Origin of the sequence: Micromonospora sp. NPDC047738 (assembly GCF_040642675.1) — a bacterium.
Lineage (GTDB): Bacteria > Actinomycetota > Actinomycetes > Mycobacteriales > Micromonosporaceae > Micromonospora.
On sequence record NZ_JBEYSO010000018.1, the window covers coordinates 14,936 to 33,602 of the forward strand.

At 66.7% G+C, this 18,667-nt stretch carries 18 protein-coding genes and 1 pseudogene; 9 read left to right on the forward strand and 10 right to left on the reverse strand.

The window, feature by feature from the left end; all coding sequences use genetic code 11:
- The first annotated feature begins 167 nt into the window (after nt 1-167).
- Nucleotides 168-671 (forward strand): hypothetical protein, encoded by a 504-nt coding sequence (locus tag ABZ783_RS24520; protein ID WP_357442023.1) that lies wholly within the window; start codon nt 168-170, stop codon nt 669-671.
- On the opposite strand, the gene ABZ783_RS24525 is transcribed toward ABZ783_RS24520, so the two are convergent.
- The 3 genes from ABZ783_RS24525 to ABZ783_RS24535 form a co-directional block, all read right to left on the reverse strand.
- Nucleotides 626-880, reverse strand: a complete 255-nt coding sequence (locus ABZ783_RS24525; RefSeq protein ID WP_357442024.1) for a hypothetical protein — start codon at nt 878-880, stop codon at nt 626-628. The genes ABZ783_RS24520 and ABZ783_RS24525 overlap by 46 nt on opposite strands.
- A gap of 87 nt (nt 881-967) precedes the next feature.
- Nucleotides 968-1,588: a helix-turn-helix transcriptional regulator gene (locus ABZ783_RS24530; protein WP_357442025.1), complete on the reverse strand. Its 621-nt coding sequence runs from the start codon at nt 1,586-1,588 to the stop codon at nt 968-970.
- Between the two features lie 128 nt (nt 1,589-1,716).
- The gene (locus ABZ783_RS24535; protein WP_357442026.1) at nt 1,717-2,085 is read right to left on the reverse strand and encodes a transposase; all 369 of its coding nucleotides are present in this window, start codon (nt 2,083-2,085) and stop codon (nt 1,717-1,719) included.
- Nucleotides 2,086-2,411: 326 nt separating this feature from the next.
- Between ABZ783_RS24535 and ABZ783_RS24540 the strand changes: the two genes are divergently transcribed.
- From ABZ783_RS24540 to ABZ783_RS24565, 6 genes are all read left to right on the forward strand, one after another.
- Nucleotides 2,412-2,888 (forward strand): hypothetical protein, encoded by a 477-nt coding sequence (locus tag ABZ783_RS24540; protein ID WP_357442027.1) that lies wholly within the window; start codon nt 2,412-2,414, stop codon nt 2,886-2,888.
- 285 nt (nt 2,889-3,173) lie between these two features.
- Nucleotides 3,174-3,485, forward strand: coding sequence for an FAD-binding protein (locus ABZ783_RS24545; RefSeq protein ID WP_357442028.1), 312 nt, complete (start codon nt 3,174-3,176; stop codon nt 3,483-3,485).
- A gap of 859 nt (nt 3,486-4,344) precedes the next feature.
- Entirely contained in the window at nt 4,345-4,866 is a 522-nt protein-coding gene (locus ABZ783_RS24550; protein ID WP_357442029.1) for a GNAT family N-acetyltransferase, read from the forward strand.
- Between the two features lie 80 nt (nt 4,867-4,946).
- Nucleotides 4,947-6,170: an MFS transporter gene (locus ABZ783_RS24555; protein WP_357442124.1), complete on the forward strand. Its 1,224-nt coding sequence runs from the start codon at nt 4,947-4,949 to the stop codon at nt 6,168-6,170.
- A 451-nt stretch (nt 6,171-6,621) separates the two neighbouring features.
- Entirely contained in the window at nt 6,622-7,335 is a 714-nt protein-coding gene (locus ABZ783_RS24560; RefSeq protein ID WP_357442030.1) for a DUF2625 family protein, read from the forward strand.
- Between the two features lie 55 nt (nt 7,336-7,390).
- Entirely contained in the window at nt 7,391-7,984 is a 594-nt protein-coding gene (locus ABZ783_RS24565; protein ID WP_357442031.1) for a hypothetical protein, read from the forward strand.
- Here the strand turns inward: ABZ783_RS24565 and ABZ783_RS24570 are convergent.
- Both ABZ783_RS24570 and ABZ783_RS24575 read right to left on the reverse strand, forming a co-directional pair.
- On the reverse strand, nt 7,926-8,531 hold the full coding sequence (locus ABZ783_RS24570) for a hypothetical protein (protein ID WP_357442032.1): 606 nt from the start codon (nt 8,529-8,531) through the stop codon (nt 7,926-7,928). The genes ABZ783_RS24565 and ABZ783_RS24570 overlap by 59 nt on opposite strands.
- A 935-nt stretch (nt 8,532-9,466) precedes the next feature.
- The gene (locus ABZ783_RS24575) at nt 9,467-10,051 is read right to left on the reverse strand and encodes an NYN domain-containing protein (RefSeq protein WP_357442033.1); all 585 of its coding nucleotides are present in this window, start codon (nt 10,049-10,051) and stop codon (nt 9,467-9,469) included.
- 634 nt (nt 10,052-10,685) lie between these two features.
- Between ABZ783_RS24575 and ABZ783_RS24580 the strand changes: the two genes are divergently transcribed.
- Nucleotides 10,686-12,425 (forward strand): AAA family ATPase, encoded by a 1,740-nt coding sequence (locus ABZ783_RS24580; RefSeq protein WP_357442034.1) that lies wholly within the window; start codon nt 10,686-10,688, stop codon nt 12,423-12,425.
- A 360-nt stretch (nt 12,426-12,785) separates the two neighbouring features.
- Here the strand turns inward: ABZ783_RS24580 and ABZ783_RS24585 are convergent, their stop codons facing one another.
- The 3 genes from ABZ783_RS24585 to ABZ783_RS24595 form a co-directional block, all read right to left on the reverse strand.
- Nucleotides 12,786-13,172 carry a hypothetical protein gene (locus ABZ783_RS24585; RefSeq protein WP_357442035.1) on the reverse strand — a complete coding sequence of 129 codons (387 nt, stop codon included), beginning with the start codon at nt 13,170-13,172 and terminating at the stop codon, nt 12,786-12,788.
- Nucleotides 13,173-13,434: 262 nt separating this feature from the next.
- Complete coding sequence (locus ABZ783_RS24590; protein WP_357442036.1) at nt 13,435-14,370, reverse strand: hypothetical protein; 936 nt, start codon at nt 14,368-14,370, stop codon at nt 13,435-13,437.
- Between the two features lie 107 nt (nt 14,371-14,477).
- A complete protein-coding gene (locus ABZ783_RS24595; protein ID WP_357442037.1) occupies nt 14,478-15,641 on the reverse strand; it encodes a hypothetical protein in 1,164 nt (387 codons plus the stop codon).
- Between the two features lie 346 nt (nt 15,642-15,987).
- On the opposite strand from ABZ783_RS24595, the gene ABZ783_RS24600 reads away from it, so the two are divergent.
- Nucleotides 15,988-16,344 (forward strand): hypothetical protein, encoded by a 357-nt coding sequence (locus tag ABZ783_RS24600; protein ID WP_357442038.1) that lies wholly within the window; start codon nt 15,988-15,990, stop codon nt 16,342-16,344.
- Between the two features lie 35 nt (nt 16,345-16,379).
- Here the strand turns inward: ABZ783_RS24600 and ABZ783_RS24605 are convergent, their stop codons facing one another.
- Together ABZ783_RS24605 and ABZ783_RS24610 are read right to left on the reverse strand one after the other, a co-directional pair.
- Nucleotides 16,380-17,666: a HEAT repeat domain-containing protein gene (locus tag ABZ783_RS24605; RefSeq protein ID WP_357442039.1), complete on the reverse strand. Its 1,287-nt coding sequence runs from the start codon at nt 17,664-17,666 to the stop codon at nt 16,380-16,382.
- A gap of 291 nt (nt 17,667-17,957) precedes the next feature.
- Nucleotides 17,958-18,441, reverse strand: a pseudogene (locus ABZ783_RS24610) (DUF2716 domain-containing protein).
- Nucleotides 18,442-18,667: the final 226 nt, after the last annotated feature.

Here is an 18,667-nt window from a genome sequence, read left to right on the forward strand (position 1 = left end):
AGCCCGCAAAGAAGCTTGTCAAGCCGGCTGCCACTTTCCGCAGTCAGCTTTCCCTCCGCTCAGTGGTTCACGGACGCTTGCCAGCCTGAAGAGGCCGGCCGTGACCGCGTCGACGCCGGGCAACCCGGCTCGTCCCCCGGCCGGCGACCACCGCTCTGAGGAGGACCATGAAATTTCGCAGCCTGGCCCGCATGCCCGCAGCGATCCTGACCCTCGCCGGCGCGCTGCTGGCCAACGCCGGCCCCGCCGCAGCCCAGCCGACCACGACGGACACCGCCGCGCAGACCACAGCGACGACCGTCCCGATCGATGTCCAGCTTTTCGGGCTGCGGCCGGGTACCGCGTGCACGACCGACTGGGTGTTCGGTGACAACTGGAACCACACGGGCACCTTCAAGTGCGGCACCAAGGTGATGCAGGTCGACTGGACCGGCACCGGCGGGTACGAGTACTTCGGCATCGCCCCCGACCGGACCATCTGGCACTCCTGGGCCAGCAGCCGCAGTTACGTCGTCATGCCCAACAACGGCCGCGCCGATGCCATGAACTGGGCGTGGAAGTACTCCGACGGTACGCGGCGGGTCTCGGTGTACGTCTCCGGCAGCGGCTACTGGTGCAGCACCGACTATGCCGGCGACGGGTACAGCTGGAAGAGCTGGGTGCGCTGCTGAGCAGGCCGGCGGCGCCCGTCCAGCCGGGGCGGGTGCCGCCCGCCGCGGCCCGGACGGTTCGGGCGAGCCGTCGGGCAGCGGGTCGCGATCGTCTGCTTCTGCATCCGCTTGAGCACCTCGTGTTGGTGTAGGGGCGGGTCGATGGCTGCGTGCCGCCGGCCGGACACGATGAGCATCTCGTCGGCCCGGGCCCGCAGCGCGGCCAGCATGATCGACTCCGCCCTTGGGCGGAGCTGGGGGACGTTTCGTCCGGCAGGTATGCCCTGCCGGATGAAACGGACAAGCCGTCGGCCGGGTCAGCCGGCCAGCGCGGGTGGGCAGGCTCTTCCCATCACCAAGCCGCCCTCCCACCGGGTCGCGACCCCGAAGGCGTCCAACAGCCGCCCGATGTCGCTGGTCACCGTCCGGGTTGAGACACGGAGTCGACGGGCGATGGTGGCATCCTTGGCGCCCCGGCTGAGCAGGGCGGCCACCTGCAGCTGACGCTCGGTGAGCGGGAGGACCCCAGGGGCCTCGCGGATCGGCACGGCCTGCTGCTGCGTCTCCCACCAGAGCTGGCAAAACGCCATGACGAGATCCGAGTCGCGGCAGAGCCAGGCGGTCGGTTGCCCGTCCGGGGTGGGTGGACCGGGGAACAATCCGATGCGTTCGTCAACGACGATGCCGACCCCGTGTACCTTCGGGGCCACCCAGGTGTCGGGATGGACGGCCGCCACCAGCGACAGGTGCTGCAGCGGGGCGGTGATCATGTGGCCTTGGAGGCCGCGCGCCCGGGTACGCAGGTTTGGTTCCCGTTCTCGCCGATGCGGGTCGAACGGGCATCCCGGGGCAAGGTTGTACACCACCGACGAGGTGGCTCGTTCCAGCAGCTTGAGCCGTTCGAGGATCGCCGGCAGTCCCACAGCGAACAGACGCACCGGTTCGCCGGTCGACGCCGGGTCCACGCTGGTAATCCGGGCATACACCGACGCCTGCAATGCCCGTGCCCGGGCTGCGGGTTCGTCCTGCTCGGACCACCTTCGGGCACCCATCGGACTCGACTCACTCACCGTCGCACCCCTCCGGATCGCTTCGAGGGCAGCCTGGCACAGCGGCGCAAGCCGCCGGTTGCCGAGCGCGGCCACGAGTGGGTTCCCCGCAACCGGTCCCGTCGCGTGTGGATCGACCATAGCGATGACGGCGGCTGCCGTCTCCGCACGGTCGGCGGCTCGAACATGCCCGCAGCGTCGCGCCGAACGCGGACCTGCACCGGCCCGACGTCGGTGAGCACCGTCTTGATCCGGCTGCCGTTACGGATGTTCCCGCTGCCCGACCGGCAGGGGTCGTGCTTGTCGTAGCCGACGAGGTCGGTGATCTCACCGTCGAAGACCGACTCAAGGACCCGCTTGGCCAGCTGCTGCAGCAGCCCGCCCACCGGTCAGCTTCAGCCCGTCACCACGAGCCCGATCGACCAGCATCGCGATCAACTGCTCATCCGCGGCCGCGCTCACCGGCTCCACGATCGATTTCCTGCCCCGAGGCGATTTCGGTCGCCATCTGGCGTCTCTCCATTGATGGGTCGATCAGCCGCTATTTCCATTATCAATCTCGATTGGTCCGGTAGCCACCCGCGAAACCCTAGCCCGTATCGGCTGGTCCGCGTCGAGGCAAGCTGGTTGCATTTACTCGCAATCCGCTGGCGTACGCCCAGGCTCGGTCGCGAGGCTGGTCCGCAATCGACCCCCACCGCTAGGAGAAGGTATGAAACGCACCCTGGCCACAACCCTGGCGACTGTGCTCATGTCCACCGCCATCCTCGGTGCCGTCAGCGCTGTGGCGCCGAGCAGCGCCTCCGCAGCGGCGGGTGATACAACCCTGGTAACGCACCACCCGCCGCTGACCTGCACGACGACCTGGAGCTTCACCGACCGGTGGGGGCACAAGGGAACGTTCAGGTGCAAGACCAGGATCATGGAGATCAACTGGTTTGGCCAAGGCCGCATCGAGTACTTCGGCATCGCGCCCAACCGGACGATCTGGCACTCCTGGGCGAGCAGCGGATGGGTGGTCATGCCCAACAACGGCCTTGCCGACGAGGTCGACGGCGCAATGGCCAGAGAGCCTCACTACCGCACAGTCGCCGTGTGGGCGGGCGGCAATCTCTGGTGCAGCACCGACTACGGCTACGGCTACAGCTGGAACCCGTGGCACCGGTGCGACCTGAACAACTACATCTGAGGTAACGGCCGGCCAGCCGCGGCAATGCAGGCCGCCGCCCGCCGCTCCAGAAGCACTGCCTTCCCTCGTCGCGCCGCATCGACTCTGTCGCTTGGAACCGTGAAGTTCATCCGGGACAGTGGTAGCCGGTGACGAGCCCGACGATGGCATTTCATCGAAGTTGGTCTAGGTAGGCTACCCAGGGCGGTTGGTTGAGGTCGTGTGACGACACGGCCTGAATCTGCGTGATGACGAAGGCCTCCGGTTGTGGAGTGGAGCCGTCTAGGAACCGCTCTGGTCGGGCCGTTGGCGAAGATCGTCCGACCTCTCCTGAAGAGCCCGAGGTCAAGCGTCCTAGGACCCATCAACACCTCGCCGTACTACGCGCTCAAGGTTGGGGCCAGCGCGCTCGGCACGGTGGGCGGCCCGAAGACTGACGCACACGGGCACGCGCTGGACATCGATGGCAAGGTCATCCCGGGCCTGTACGCCGCCGGCAACGCAGGAGGCGCACCAACGAAGGCGTTCTACGGGGGTGCCGGAGGGACGATCTCGCTGGGGCTGGTGTTTGGTTACCTAGCGGGACTGGAGGCAGCCCGGCGGCAGGATGACTCCTGAGCCATCTCGTTCTTGACCTCGACCATCGGGCCAGCGGTCGACGTCCTCTTCCTTCCGCAGTTCTAAACGCCCGCCGCCATCCGGATCGGCCATGGCCTGAGGTCATCACCACCAGACCGTCGGCGAACAGCCGGCCGTCCGTAGTCGGGATCGGGACCGGCACGGTCAGACCTTCACGGTCGAGGTGCAGGAGAAGCTCCGTCTCCCACGCAAGATCAGCGTCGCTCCTCGTGCCGAGACGACCGACCGCGAGGTGCCCGTTGACGCGCACGCTCCACACGTCGTTGGCGACTCCGCCAGCGAGCGGTTCAATGCGAGCGACGTCTTCACCCCATCGCCCGAGTGCCCGGGCGAGCGCGACGGCCTGTTTCGGCGAGAGGCCTCCCACCCCACTGGCCATATCTTCCGGGGACCACCGCCTGTTCCCTCGAAGCAGACAGGCGGAACGCTGGCATGCGTCAACGCCGAGCTGCCAGCCGGTTCAAGAATCGGCTCGATTCGCTTGCCCGGCCCAACCCGGCTTGACGACTACCGACCATCGGATGTCTTGCTTCCACACCGCCTGTTCCCTCGACACGACACGGGTGGCGGCCGGTCGGACGATTCGTTGATGGATGTGGGCCGGTTCGAATATGACGCAGATCACACAGTCGGCGCGCGAGGGGCTTGCTGCGTTCCTGGCGCTCCTCGTCGGGGTTGCGTCTTTGACCTGGCTGATATTGCGATGTAGGGCCTCATGGCGCCCCCTGGTAGCTCGCGAAGCGCGTGGGCTGTTGCGGAGCTGAATCGGCTTCTGGGGGTGATCGATGTTGGTAAGAAGCGGCTCGTTCAGCGGTCCGGCTTTCAATACCGTGACCGCATGCCCGAGTTGATTCTGCCGACCATCCGCCTGCACGCCGCGTTTCTGGAATGCCGCGACGACTGGGGCCCTGGCCTCCACGAGGACGGCTTCGGCCTGGGGGCCGACGACGACGTGGACTCGCCCGAAGGCTTCGCCGCTTGGGTGCACGAGCGGGTCCGACTGACCCATCCGGCCGGCGACCCGTGCCCGGACGAAAAGCACGGCTCACCCCGGTGGATCGTCGAGAACGGCCACGTTCTCGGGGGAATCGCTCTCCGGCATAAGTTCGACGACGAGATCGGCCAGATCGGCTACGGCGTCCGGCCGTCCGCGCGCCGCCGAGGACTGGCGAGTTGGGCACTCGGCGAGATGCTCAAGGAGGCTCGCGTCGTCTTGGGCCTGAATCGCGTCCTCATCCCTTGTCTGGCCGACAACATCGCGTCGGCCCGGACGATCGAACGCAACGGCGGCGTCCTCGAGGGCATCCGCGACACCGAGCACGGTCCAGTGAGGCGCTACTGGATCGTCCTAGATCGGTGATGGGTCACGCGTTGCGCACGGCAACCCGCTGGAGCCGAATCTAGGAACTAGGCCAGGGTGGCCCGGGAGGCGCGGACGTGTTGGATTTGAAGCCGTACCGGGACGTGCTCGCGCTGCCGGGGTTGCGGCCCCTGCTGCTGGTCGCGATCCTGGCCCGGGTGCCGGTGGCGGCCACCGCGGTGGTGATGACGCTGCACGTACTCGATCTGGGCCGCGGTTACTTCGCCGCCGGGCTGGTCGGGGCCGCGATGACGGTCGGTTCGGCGCTCGGCACACCGCTGCTCGGCCGGCTGGTCGACCGGCGTGGCCTGCGGCCGATGCTGCTGCTGACCACGGCGGTCTCGGCGCTGTTCTGGGGGACGGCGCCGGCCCTGCCGTACCCGGTGCTGCTCGGTGCCGCGTTCGTCGGCGGGCTGCTCACCCTCCCGGTCTTCTCCGTGGTCCGGCAGTCGATCGCCGCCTTGGTCCCGCCGATCCAGCGCCGTCAGGCGTACGCGCTGGACTCAATGTCGGTCGAACTCAGCTTCATGATCGGGCCGGCGGTGGCGGTAGCCCTGGCCACCAGCGTCTCGCCCACCCTGACCATGTACGCCGTCGGCGGCGGCATCGTGCTGGCCGGACTCACCCTGCTGGTACTCAACCCACCGACCCGAGCCCGGGACGAGGAGACGACGCCGGCGCAGCCGCTGCCCCGCCGGCAGTGGCTGACCCCACGGCTGATCGGGCTGCTCGCCGGCGGCGCGGCCAGCACGCTGGTAATCGCCGGCACCGATGTGACGGTGGTGGCGGTGCTACGTGACGCCGGCCAGGTCAACTGGACCGGTGTGGTACTGACGCTCTGGGCCTCGTACTCGTTGGTCGGCGGCTTCACCTACGGTGCGCTGTCCCGCCCGGTGCCGTCGCTGACCCTTACCCTGGTACTCGGTCTGGTCACCATTCCGATCGGTCTGGGCAGCGGCGAGTGGTGGCTACTGGCCCTGGTGCTGCTGCCGTCTGGGGCGCTCACCGCGCCGACCGTAGCCGCCACCGCCGACGCGGTGAGCCGGCTGGTGCCAGCGAGCGTACGGGGTGAGGCCATGGGCATGCACGGCTCGGCGATGGTGGTGGGGCTGGCGCTCGGCGCCCCACTGGCCGGGGCGGTGATCGATGCCTCCGCACCAGCCTGGGGCTTCGCCGCGACGGGCCTGCTCGGCGCGCTGATCGCGCTGGCGGTGCTGCCAACTGAGTTGCGGCACCGGCGGTCCGACACCGCCATCGCCGCCGCCGAAGCCACCATCACCCCCACCGCCGACGTGCGCCAATGACCCACTGAGCAATCGCCAGTAGGCCCCGCTCCGCCAACGCCGCCCACCGCCCGGCCTCACGGCGTCGGCCGGGCGGTGGGCAGCCAGATGAGCAATGGCCGAGCTGCTCCCGCCAGCGGGCGTGGGGAGGTCGTGTCATGGCGGTGACAACAGGAGACGATGCCTTGGGCCACGTCGTTCCCGAGGGCCGGAAGCGATCGGTGGCCAACGGCGCTTTGTGCAGCGCCTCTCAGCCCAATGATCGGACACCCCCTCGAGGCAGTACCTCTCGACTGCGTCAAGATCCGCACGGGGTCGGGATCGACCTGCGTCCCCGCGCACGGCGGCCAGATGAGGCCATCCCCTCATGCCCCCACGAACCACCAACTCCACCTGATGGCAGTCAGGCTGCTCGACCGGGGTCAGCTGGATGCATATCGCCAGCGTGCAGCGGCCGGGGCATGATGGTCGGATGCGCACCGTAGAGGAGCTGACGGCTAATTCCGATCCGGCGTGGCCAGCGCTCGAGATGGAACTGCTGTCGAATCCGCAGATCACCATCTTGCCGGTCTCTGCAGCCGCCGGGCGGGACAGCCTGTACCGCCTGCAGGTCTCCACGCGGTCGCGGCTGGGTGCGTTGGCATTGCACACCGGTGGTCTGCTGGTCGACGACGGCTGGCTGCGTGTGCTCGGCGGCGGTGGTGAGCACGGTCTGCCCTCGCTCGCGGAGGTCAACGGCCTGCCGGGCGATGAGCAGGTGCCCGGGGCGCTGATGGTCGGCTACGACGTGCTCGGCGGACGGTTCGAGGTCAACGGCCCCGATCCGGCGGCCATCGGCCGCCCCGGCGAGCCCGGCGAGGTGTGCTACTTCGGGCCGGACACGTTGGAGTGGGAGTCCCTCGGCGCTGGTCACGGCGCCTGGCTGTCGTGGATCGCCGAGGGTGGTACCGGCCAGTTCTACGAGTGCCTACGCTGGCCGGGCTGGCAAGAGGAGACACGCCGGTTGCCCTTGTCGCACGGCATGACGGTCTACCCGTTCCTGTGGTCGCGCGAAGCGCACCAGAACCTCGCTGGTACCACCCGGCGGCCGGCGCCAATCGCCGAGCTGTTCTCGTTGCAGGACGAATTCGCTGCGCGGTTCGCCGCGGAACCGGACACCACGGCGTTGCACATCCGCGTCGTCTGACGCGGCCTGCGTCAGCACCTCCAGCCTGATCCCCATCGATGCAGCCTCAGCAACGATGGACCCCATCGGACGCGTCCGGACGTTCGGCGGCAGCGATCAACTACTGAAGACCACGCCCAGTCGGCGGCAGAAGAGGCTTCCCTGCGGGCACGTAGCCTTGATCGGCCTTGCCGACATCAACAGCCAACGGCGGCTGGTCCACGGGCGGCGGCCGCACTGCCATGATGACGACGTGATCATCCCCGGATACCTGGACCGGTACGAACCGCCGTTCCTGCGATCGCCGCTGGTCGACGGGTCCAGCATGATGTCGCACGCGCTGTTTTGGCCCGCTTTCCTCTCCACCGTCGGCGGATCCGCGTCGGCGCCGGACGCCTTCAACGTCGACCCAGCCGACCTGGAGCAGATCGTCGACACCCTCCTCGACCCACGCAGTTGGCCAGTGTTCTCGCTGCCACTTCTCGGGCACCGTCGGCTGCACGCCATCATGGGCAACTTCGAAGACGATGGCGGCGTTGACTACGTGCTCAACACGCTGCGGTTCGGTCAGCTACCTCAAGCTCACCACCTGAGACACGCTCTAACTCGGTTCACAGCGGCAGGGCCGGCCACTGATCGGCGCTTACCACGAACCGTTGTTCGGGCCTGATCCAGAGGTTGGCGTAGCCCTCTAGCTGAATGTCGAAGCGCAGTTCCAGCTCCACCCAAATGCTCTGCGCCGGTAATGGGTGCGCCAGGATCAGTTCGGGCATGGGTTGGAAACCGGGTCCGTGCCATTCGCTGGTGAACGGTGCGTCCTCGGAGAAGAAGATATTCTGTGACTCGACCCGCTCGTCGATTTTGCGTCGGGGGTCGGCGCCAGGCGGCGCGAAGACGAGCTGATAGGCTGTCTGCCGCCGATTCATCCAGCACTTGCACCAATCGTCGCCCCAGCCAGGGGAGTCCTGCGACGATCCGATAAGGCTGCCGGAGATGTTCACGTGCGGGGAGGAACGCCACTTGCCGATCGGCGAGGGCGGCACGCGGTCCGCCTGCAGTTCGTATCTGATCTTAAAGCCGAAGTTGAGTTTGAGCAGATCTCCTCCTTGGTAGTTCTTAATGCCGCTAAACACGAAGCCATCGCTCGCAGCAGTGATGGTATAGGGTGAAGTAGTGAACGTGTCATGTTCTGCGTACCAGAAACTTGTATCGCCCACGATGCCCGCCCTTCTTCGAACATGCGACTCGTCAACCCAAACCGTATAGTGGCCGTCGAACCGAACCGCCGGTTATCGACCAGCAATGATTTGCCGTTGACGGTCTCGCGCTCACGACCGCGCAGATCATCGCCGGCAAGCGGGGCGAAGCGGTTGTCGCAGCTACGGCAGTCGACCCGCCGCGCCACCAAGGCGCAGCGCCGGCGGGCGCGACCCCAACCTTCGAGCGGGCAACCTACAGGAAGCGCAACCTCGTGGCCAGGGCGTCGGCGTGGGTCCGTGTTAAGGGATTACCTTCAGGGGATGCGGGACCACGCTAAGGCGGATGCGGAAGCCGCGCTCACTGACGACCGGCAGTGGCTCGGCAACCACCGGCAGCTCGCCGCCGACGGACGGTGCCCGATGAGCCCAGCAGTGAACGCCCTCGCCCCCGCTGATGATGCCGGGTCACGCCTGTCGGTTCTCTCTGATCATTTCGGTGACCGGTGTGCCCCTGGCAACGACGATCGCCAAGCCGGTTCCCATGCGAAGGGAGGATTGGCGCCAGGCCGGAGCGCTGACGTCGGCGCGATGATCATAGGCCTCGGGTTGTTTGCCGTGTTCAGTACGGAGACACGGCGTCGACACCGAGCATGTCGGCGACACTTCGCTCGCCCTTCGGCGTGATCAGACCGAGCTGCGCGGCAGGTCTGGGAAGCTGAGCGGCTCACCTCGCCGGGCAGTCGTAGGTCGTCAGCCTCCCCGACGGGGACAAGGTAGAGCGCCCTACCGGACGAGTCTCAATGGCGGCTGGCAGGGGCTATGCGATGGGCAGGGTCTCCTCGGCTACTAGCCTGGCCGCTGGTCGCGGTGGTCTCTCGTGGCCTCGGCTGGCCCCTGCTGTCCTGGGCTGATGGCACGCTAATGGCACGCCGGAGCGGCCTCCGAGTCAGAACTCAAGCCTGCGGCGCTTCGGCTCGGGTGAGCGCCTCGAAGTGTGGATCAAGTACCACGAACTCGTCTGCCGACTCGCGCAACTCCCGGCTGACCGCGTGCGACCAGAAGACGACCCGTACACCGAGCCCTCGGCGCTTCAACGACTTGACCGTGGGGACGAAGTCGCCGTCGCCTCCAACAAGCACCGCGATGTCCTGTCGACTCGCCTTCATATACTCGTACGAGTCCTCCAGCATGGTGGTGCTCAGGCTGATGTCGACCTGCTTTTCCTTGTTGGCGGCGTTCCGGTCGTACGTGATTACCTGGAACCCCTCCCGCTTTGCGATGTTCCACAGTGAGTCGTCGGCGGGCGGTCGCGAGCCAAACAAGATCGACCGCCCGATGTGAGCGGTAGAAGGACAGGCGAGCTCGTATAGACGCCCGAAGTCGTAGTGCCACTGGGTGGCTACTTGACGGCGCTGAGCATCGGCTGGGTCTGTAGCGAGACCTTGGCGGACAGCTTGGATGCGCTGGCCCTCGATCCAGACGTTCGAGTTGTCGACGTAGACGAAGAGGACGGGCTGGGGAGGGGTCTTGGATGCCACGGCGGCACGGTACGCCCGATGCCCGGAACGGGCTTTGGGAGTGTCGCGATTGCGACTCGATCACTGCGTGACGGTCTGACATCTGCGTGCCCGGCGGTCGACGTTCGGATCCGCTCAGCCCTCAAGTCACTGGCAAGGCGGCGGAGCCGCCGCGGCAGCCGATCGCCATTACCCCTGCGGCCGCCAACCGTCATCGCGATCGTCACGGCCCTGCCCCGAGTCAAGCCATCGTTCGCTACATAGGCGCGGACGGCCCACCGCCGTCGGCGGCTCACCGCCCCGGCGCGGCAGGCAGTCGGGGCGGCGTGTCGCCGGGCGGGATTACCGCGCCAGCGCCGCGCTTGCGCGGCGCCTTGATCTGTACACGGGTCAATTCGGCAGCAGATCGGAGGCGGCGCCCGAGCCGGACCTCGTGTCAGCGAACGCAGCCCTGTGCGGGCGCGGTCCGGTGTCGCCCCGGGAACCGGCGAGACTCATCCGCTCTCGGCGCCTGGTGAACTGTCAATCGCGCCTTCGGCGGCGCTGTGTGCTACCCGGGGCGGCAGAATCGGCAGTCAATCGGGCGCGACACAACAGCCTGCGTCGTGGCAAACTGATGGACCAGCGTCGGCCCCTCAAGGAATGATGATCAAGCATGCTCAAGGAGCTGCATCTAAGAAACTTCAGGGCGTTCTCCAGCTTCCGGGTCAACTTCCGGAAGGAGAATGTCCTAGTGGGCCCTAACAGTGCGGGCAAGAGCACGATCCTTACGGCACTGCGGCTTGCTCGGGCTTGCCTGCGTTCCGCGTATCGTGTGGCACCTTCGAGGCCTGTACACCATGAAGGAAGCTGGCTACAGGCGTACCCCATCCCGACGAAAGAATTCGAGGTCCTGCGCGAGAGCGTGCATCATGAGTTCCGCGACCTGGAAGCAAGCCTGGTCCTGCGATGGGACAGTGGCGTATCACTAACAGCTGTTTGGCCGCCAGAGTCGGACGAAGACCAGGAGCCCTACTTCTACCTTCGAAACAAGGTCGGCAATAACCCGAGAAACCCGACCAGCGTCAAGTCTGAGTTTCACGACATCTATGCCGTGCCCACGCTCACACCGCTCGAGCATGAGGAGGGTGTACTCAGCAATGAATACGCCCGCAAGAACCTCGACACCCGTTTGGCAAGCCGGCAGTTCCGCAACCACGCCCGTCTCCTATATGAGAGTGGCGATTGGCCCGACTTCATCAGCTTTGCCGAACCTTGGCTGGGCGGTTACGAACTTCTGAAGCCGACTGTGTCTTTCGGGGTCGCTAGCACGCCCGGTGTCGACCTGTTCTATAGGGAGCCTGGTAGCAGCCGCGAGAAGGAGGTGGTCTGGGCTGGCGACGGCTTCCAGATTTGGACCCAGCTCCTGTTCCAACTCTATCGGGGGCGCGGGTTTAAATCTGTCTTGCTAGACGAACCGGAAGTCTTCCTTCACCCAGATATTCAGCGACGACTCGTTCGTTTACTGTGCTCACTTGATCAGCAGTTCATATTTGCTACGCACTCAGCAGAGGTTCTGACCGAGGTAGACGCGTCCTCAATTGTCTGGGTTGAAAAGAGCCGGCGGCGCGCCATACGTAACCCGCAGGATGAGCAACTGTTCGCGATGAGTAGCTCGATCGGCTCCGCATTCAACCTTGCCTTGGCAAAGGCACTGCGAGCAAAGTGCGTCTTATTCGTCGAAGGTCAGGACGCAAAGTGGCTGCGAAGCCTATCACGAACCCTCGGTTACAAGAACTTGGAGAGGGACACCTCTCTCGCAGTCGTACCGATTAACGGGTTCTCTCATTGGGAGCGTGCGCAGCACTTTGGCTGGATTGCGAAGGAGTTCCTTAACGAGGCCATCAAGGGGTACGTGATCCTAGACAGGGACTACCGACTGCCCGAGCAGGTCAAGGAGATCGAGCGGTCACTGACAAGCGATGGCATAGGGGTACATACTTGGAAAAAGAAGGAGATCGAGAGTTACCTTCTTGTGCCAGAAGCGATAGCTCGCCTCGCCAAGGTGCCACTGAGCACGGTCGAGGAACTCATTGAGAAAGCAGTGTCAGCTGAAGCAAGCCACGTGTTCGGGCAAATCACCGCAGAGCGGGTGGAGATCGAGACCAAGCTTGGTATACACCGGGCTACAATCATGGAGGACGCAAGAAATCAGTTCGACTTGAACTGGTCGAATGAGAGTTACCGGCGCTCGGCGGCTCCCCCGAAGAAGATTCTTTCGGCCGTGAATGCTGGACTGCAGGCGCTGGGCAAGAAGGCCGTCTCATTCGACGCGCTTGCGCGCGGATTGCGAAGAGAGGAGATCGATCCAGAGATGGCGCACGTGCTTGAGCAGATTGAGACCTTGTCCAACTGACAGGGCGCGCTGCTCGGCGCGCACAGGCTAGCCTAGCGGGTCGGCCAGCCCTGCCCTTCATCCCGCTCCGTTGTGGGGCGCAGCCTGCATGCTTCGCCCTGGCCGGGACCGTCGTCCTGACCAGGGCCTTTCGCGTGGAGCGGGTGACGGGAATCGAACCCTCACTGTCAGCTTGGGAAGCGCACGTCATAGACCAGCCATTGCTCGGCAAGGCTCGGATTGGAAGGGCGCGCCAGTCAGGTTTCGAAAATCCGGGTGTGCCCTTCTCGGCTCGTCACCTTGAGCGTGGCAGGCGGCGCGGCGGGTGACGGCCAGATCTGCAGCAGGTACTCGTCAACAACGTCGAAATAATCCGAACTTCTATTTCCAGCTTCGTCCATCCCGGCAGTGGTAGCGCATCCGGTACGAGCCGGGCCCGGCGGGAAGTCGCGGCAGTGCGTGGGACTTTTCTCCGGCCCGTTGAATGAGCTTCAATTCGGCCCTGGACGTCTCGAACGGCACCTCTACCACGTCTTCAAACCCGTCAAGATCAGCCCCTGGATCGTCGTCGTTGACCCTGACCGTGAACCCAACGGTGCCGGTATGGCGACCCGCGACGAGGAAGACTTCGCCTGGGGAGGTGGCGATGAGGCCGGTCGGGCGCCTGCCGAAGAAGACGTTAGCCCAATCGGTCCGACCCCAGGATTGATCGTCGGCGATCTCGAGGTGGCTGTAGTGCACCCCAATCCGGGCTCGAAACTCGGCCATGCGGCGACAGTAATGCACGCCCCTCGACTCGCTGGCTGCACTGCCATGGCCAGCGGATCTCCTCGTCGGGCAGCCGTAGACCGTCCAGCCTCCCTGGACGGGGAGGCTGATAGCGGTCGGGTGCCCCGCAGGGTGATCCGCGGCTGATCTCTGAGCAGAGGGCTCGGGGCGGAGCCCCGAGGTCAACTGATCCTGAACGTGCACCGGAGACCCGACGGCGCGGATGGGGACCCAACTCACCGCCAGCCGCCCGTCGGGCCCATCACCCGGGAGCCCGCTCGTCGGCCCACCGGCGGCCCGAGTCGTCGGGGTCATCTGGTTGCAGGGTGCCGCCCACCAGCCCGGCGAAGAGCGACTCGAACATCCGATCCGGGTCGGCCGCCGCCCGACCCGCGCGGTCCTCGTTGGCGGCGTCGTACGCGAGCCGCACCTCGACGACCCGGCACGCCAACGTCGCTACGTCCAGCCCGGTGCGGTACAACGACGCCCACAGTTCCTCCTCGAGCGCGATCGCGGCCGTCTCCCACGGCTGCGCCGGCTCGGGCACCTCCCCGTCCTCCTCCTCGGCCTGCCGATACACCGCCCGCGACCGCGCCCGGGCCGCCAGGCCCATGAAGTCGGTGATCAGGGTGAACGGCCGACAGGTTATCGGGAACGCCCACGGCAGCGTCCGACCGATCCGGGCCACCCCCAACGCCTTCACCAGGTCAAACAACAAATCGTCCGCCGGCTTCCAGGCCGTGCTCTGGTCATGGGCGAGCACGGCGCGCAGCGCCGAGATGTCCGCCCGCAGACCAGCCCCAGCAGACCATCCAGTCAGCTCCGCGACCACCTCTTCGGCCCCGCGGCCGACCGGCTCCGGCATGCCCTTCGGTTGATGCCGGTACACCCCGCAGGGCCCTCCGACGTCCCACAGGTGAGTCAGCGGCCCCACCGCGCCCGGCGTCGCCGCGCACATCACCGCACAGTCACCATCGCTGACGAACGCGGCGAAGACCGGATGCCCTGTCGATGCCACCACCACCCCGCACGGGCCGAGCAGGTCCGGCGGATCCTTCCACCCGCTGGTCTCCACCAGTTGCCACCCGTCGCCCAACTCCCGCAGCCAGGAATGTCGGTAACCGAACCCACTGATGCCGTCCTGGTCGACCAGCAACCCCTGCGGCCGCGCCATCACCACGGTGCCCCAGTAACCCACCCGCCGCAGCCTAGGCCAACCGATGCCCTGCGGCCGCCCCCGTTGATCCCCCACCTTGGCTGAACTGGTGGCTCCTCGACGGGTGATGCCGCAGTCGTTCGCTACGGTCAGCTCGCGCTATGAGGCTGCCCGGCACACCACGTCGCGAGAGCTTCCTCTGTATAGGGGAGATTGCACTCTCCGATGGCTCGCGGCATCATCGGGCCCTGCGCCAGCAGGCGGGCACGAATGACGACGCGGACCACCTCCTGCTGCAAAAGTGAGAGATCGTCGAATGCGGTGCCCTCCGGAAGTGGACCGTCGGGAAAAGCCAGGCCAAGCAGTAGCCGCAGCGCCAGGAAGTCAGACCGATGCGGGTCTGGGACCCGCATCCGCTCCATCAGCAGACCAGCGAGCTGTGGCACCGAGTTCACGGTGAGACCGCCGAGGGCCGAGGCGGTGACATTGGCCATCGCACCGGCCTGTGAATCCCAATCCTGAACCGGCTCCACCAGGCAGTCGGTCAGCTCGGCCAGAAGCGCCGTATCGGGTGCCGGAAGGAGCCGCACCAGTCCGACCAGCGCCGCTCGGTGAAGAAGCCGGTCGGAGTTGCCACGCCACTGGCGTACCGCATCCACGATGGCGCCGTCGGAGGGCTGGCCGGCGAGTCCGGCCGCGATGCACATCTCCGCGGCCACGGCCGGGTCCGTCTCTACTGAGAGCCGTTGGGCCAGAACGGGTGACATGGTTGCCCACTCCTGGGAGAAGGCGGCGAGCAGATACGCCATCCCGAGACGAAGGTCCGGGTCGGGATCCTGCAGAACCTGCAGGTACGTGGGGACACCGGCCCGCACTGCCTCATACGCTGCGGCATGGCAGGGATCGGTGACCGGGCGTCGATATCCGCCATGCCTGCGCCACTCCGGTGACCTGGACAACCACCAGTCCGAGCGCAGCGATGCGAGTTCGCTGAGACTCGGCACGTCGGACGCCGGCCTCGGCGCCTCGTACAGCTCGACACAATCGAGGATCGTCCGCAGGAGGCGGTAGGCCACCAGCCGATCCGGTGCCTCCTGGTCGGCAAGCAGATCGATCAGGTACGGCGCTGCGGCGGCCGCCGGCTCCGCCACCAAGCCTTGGTGCTGGAGATGGTCTTCGAGCTGCTCTTCCGCCTCGCCCCGCGCCGCCGGGTCGTGAGATCGAAGCGTCTGCAACAGCCTCGGCACATCCGAGGCCGGTCCGTAGGGACCTTGCAGCGATTCCCAGTCGACGGCGCGCAGGTAGTCATTCACGGCCGGCAAAGTAGCATCACGGACCGACCAGCCGGCTGATCGAGAACCATCAGCCGTATCGACCGGCATTCCTGCGACCGGCTGTGCTCCCCGTCGTAGCAGCCCCTCGCACCCGGAGTCGCCAGCGTCGACAGCCTCGTCGACGACATCGGCTCGATCACCGAATCCACCGACACCCGACGCCCCGCCACCGTCCCCGACCACGCCCCCGTCATCGCCCGCTTCCACGCCTGAGCAAACCGACAACTCGTCTCAGACCAAACTCCATGCGTATTGGTTGGGCAATGCGGGCCCCCATCTGCCGGCCTCACACGCCTTAGAACATATGTTCGACTAGCCTACGAGCGTGGAGTGGCGAACGCGCTGGCACATCACGATCCGTTGGGACCGGGCCGACAACTCGCCCGCCGGCGTGACCGTCGTCGAGCACGCCGTGGACTCCCCCGCCGAGCTGCGGCACCTGGTCCAGGCCGCCCGCGCCGACCCGCACGTGGTCGCCTTCCCCTACCGACGGGTCTGCGAGCTGGTCGGCGACGAGCCGGACGAGTGCCACAACGGGCACGGCTACGCAGGCGGCTCGGCGACGACTGCGGTGCGGGGCTGGTGGCCGTGCCGCTGCGGCGGGCACCTGGTCCTCCGCTGCCGCGTGTGCGCTGATGTGCGGGTCGAGCCGGGGGTCGGCGCAGACTGCGATCCGCGGTGAAACCCAGTCAGCGCCGGCTCCATCGTCACTGCGGCTCAGCGTGCGGCGGTATCGGTCAGTCGAGCAAGTTCCGTGTCGGCGATCCGGCGCACGGTCGGGTCAGGGTCGCTGGCGTACTGGCGGAGGATGTCGGGGGCGGCGTCGGGCGCGAGGCGGCGTGCCGCAACGGCGACGCGCTGGCGGACCACCGGGTCCGGGTCGTTCGCCAACCCGACCACGAGCGACGCCCAGCGCGAGAGCGCGCTCTCGGTGCTGATAAGTCCGCTTATGGTGGCGGCGCGCACCGCCGGCTCGTCGTCTTGGGCCAGCGCCGTGAGCTGCTGCGGTATGCGCGGATCCGAGTCCACCGCCCTGCCGAGCGCCCGAGCGGCCTGGGCTCGCAGCAGCGGATCCTCATCGCCGGCGATCAGCAACAACGCGTCGACCGCCGCCGCTCCGCCGACTGAGCCAAGGGCTTCGAGGGCGTTCTCGCGGACGTGCCGATCGGGGTCCTGTCGCAGCCGCAGCAACGCCGCGGTTGCCTCGACCTTGCGGAGCTGGCCGAGTGCGTACGCGACCATGGACCGCACCCGCGGCACGGGGTCCGCGGCGAGGGCGGCGAGGGGCGCAACCGCGTCGGCCCGGCCGGTGTAGCCGAGCCTGCTGACAGCCGTGATGCGTACCTGATCGTCGAGGTCACGCAGCGCCACGACGAGCACCTGGAATGCTCGGTCATCGCCAGCAGGGTTGGGAATCGAGCCGATCGCCACGGACCTGACCCGCGGGTCGGCGTCGGCCGCGGCTGCGGCCAGCAGTTCGACATCCTGCGCTTCGACCACGAATCCGAGCGCCCACAGTCCTGCCCGGCGTAGTTCGGGGGTGCCACCAGTGGCCAGGTCCAGCACCGTGCGACGCGCCGCTGCCCTGTTCGTGTGCAAAAGGTCGATGATCTCACCAGTCAAGCTGTCCTGATCGTCACCGAGATCGCGGGCCGATGCGCGCAGCAGCGCCGGGAGCGCAGCCACGCCCTGGACGCCGGCCAGAATGCCGGCGATTAGGTCCCGGCCGTAGAAGTTCTGCTCGTCGAGGAACCGGTCGAGCGCCTCATGTAACCGGGGCACCAAGGTGCTGTCCCCGCACGCCGCCAAAGCTGTGAGGGTCGGCGCGATGTCGTCGTAGTCGTCCTCAAGCTCCGTGGCATGCCGGACCACGGCCTCCAACGCTCCACCACTGTCCATCATCCGCGTCACCATGCCACACGCCGCCGTCGATCCCAGCGCACGCTCCCCGAGGCGGCGCTGAACACTGAGGTCGAAGCCGTCACCGCCTGCGCTGATGCACACCCTCTAAACCGTCCTAGGACATCGACTTCAGCGCGGCGAGAGACCTGGCCCACTGGCGCTCTCGACCACGAGCGACAACCAGTCGAGTCCCTGGTCAAACACAACCCAGCACGAGCCTGCTGGGATCGAATCGCCTCAGAGCCCAAGACCTCGAAATCGGGCTTGACCTAAAGGGTTGGGCATGGGCTTGTGTCATGATCGATGCGAACCGATCCTAACGTGGCCCTTGACCCTGTGCCGCCATCGAACAGGCCCTCGCTCACACCGTCACCTTCCGGCCGTCGCGTCTCATCACCTTGCCGAGGACGTCGTGTAGATAGGCTTCGACCAGGTCCAGCAGGTCGCCGCCGAACACGCACAGCGACAGCTCCACGGATGACCGAAGGTGCCGAACCGGAAGTTCTCCGCGAGGTAGATGTAGTAGTCGCCGTCGGGTACGGCGATAACGGCCAGCCAGGCTGGCCAGGCGAGTCGATGTCTCTGGCCCGACGAGGCTGGGCCAGACCCGGTAGCTCGGGTGCTGCCAGTCCAGGCACAGGATCGAACCCACGCCCGCCAGCGCCGTGAACCCGGCGTGAATGGCCTCGACCAGGCGATCCAGGCGTGCGTATCCGGGATCATCCTCAAGGCCGTTCAGGCTCCAGGTGACCGACGGGGTCGGTTCGGTGAAGGCCGGATACCGGTGCATGCTGGGACGGAAGTCGAACACCGCGTCGAAGCGGTCCCGGACCGCCTTTTCGTCGCCGGTCAGCTCGCGGTACGCCTTCATCGCCATCGCCGCACCTCACTCAGTCAGCTGCGGTGCCACAGCGTGATATCGCTGCTGGTGGCGACATGTTGATCCGTATCCGACCGCACGCCAAAACGACACGGTCGAACCCTGCTGGCGAAGTCGGTCACCACTACGTGTGTATCAGGGTCGAATCGCGAGGGCTGGCAGGGTGACCGGGGCCGCCAACATCTCCAATCGCCTGGGCCGCTGCGACGGTGACCAGTGCGGG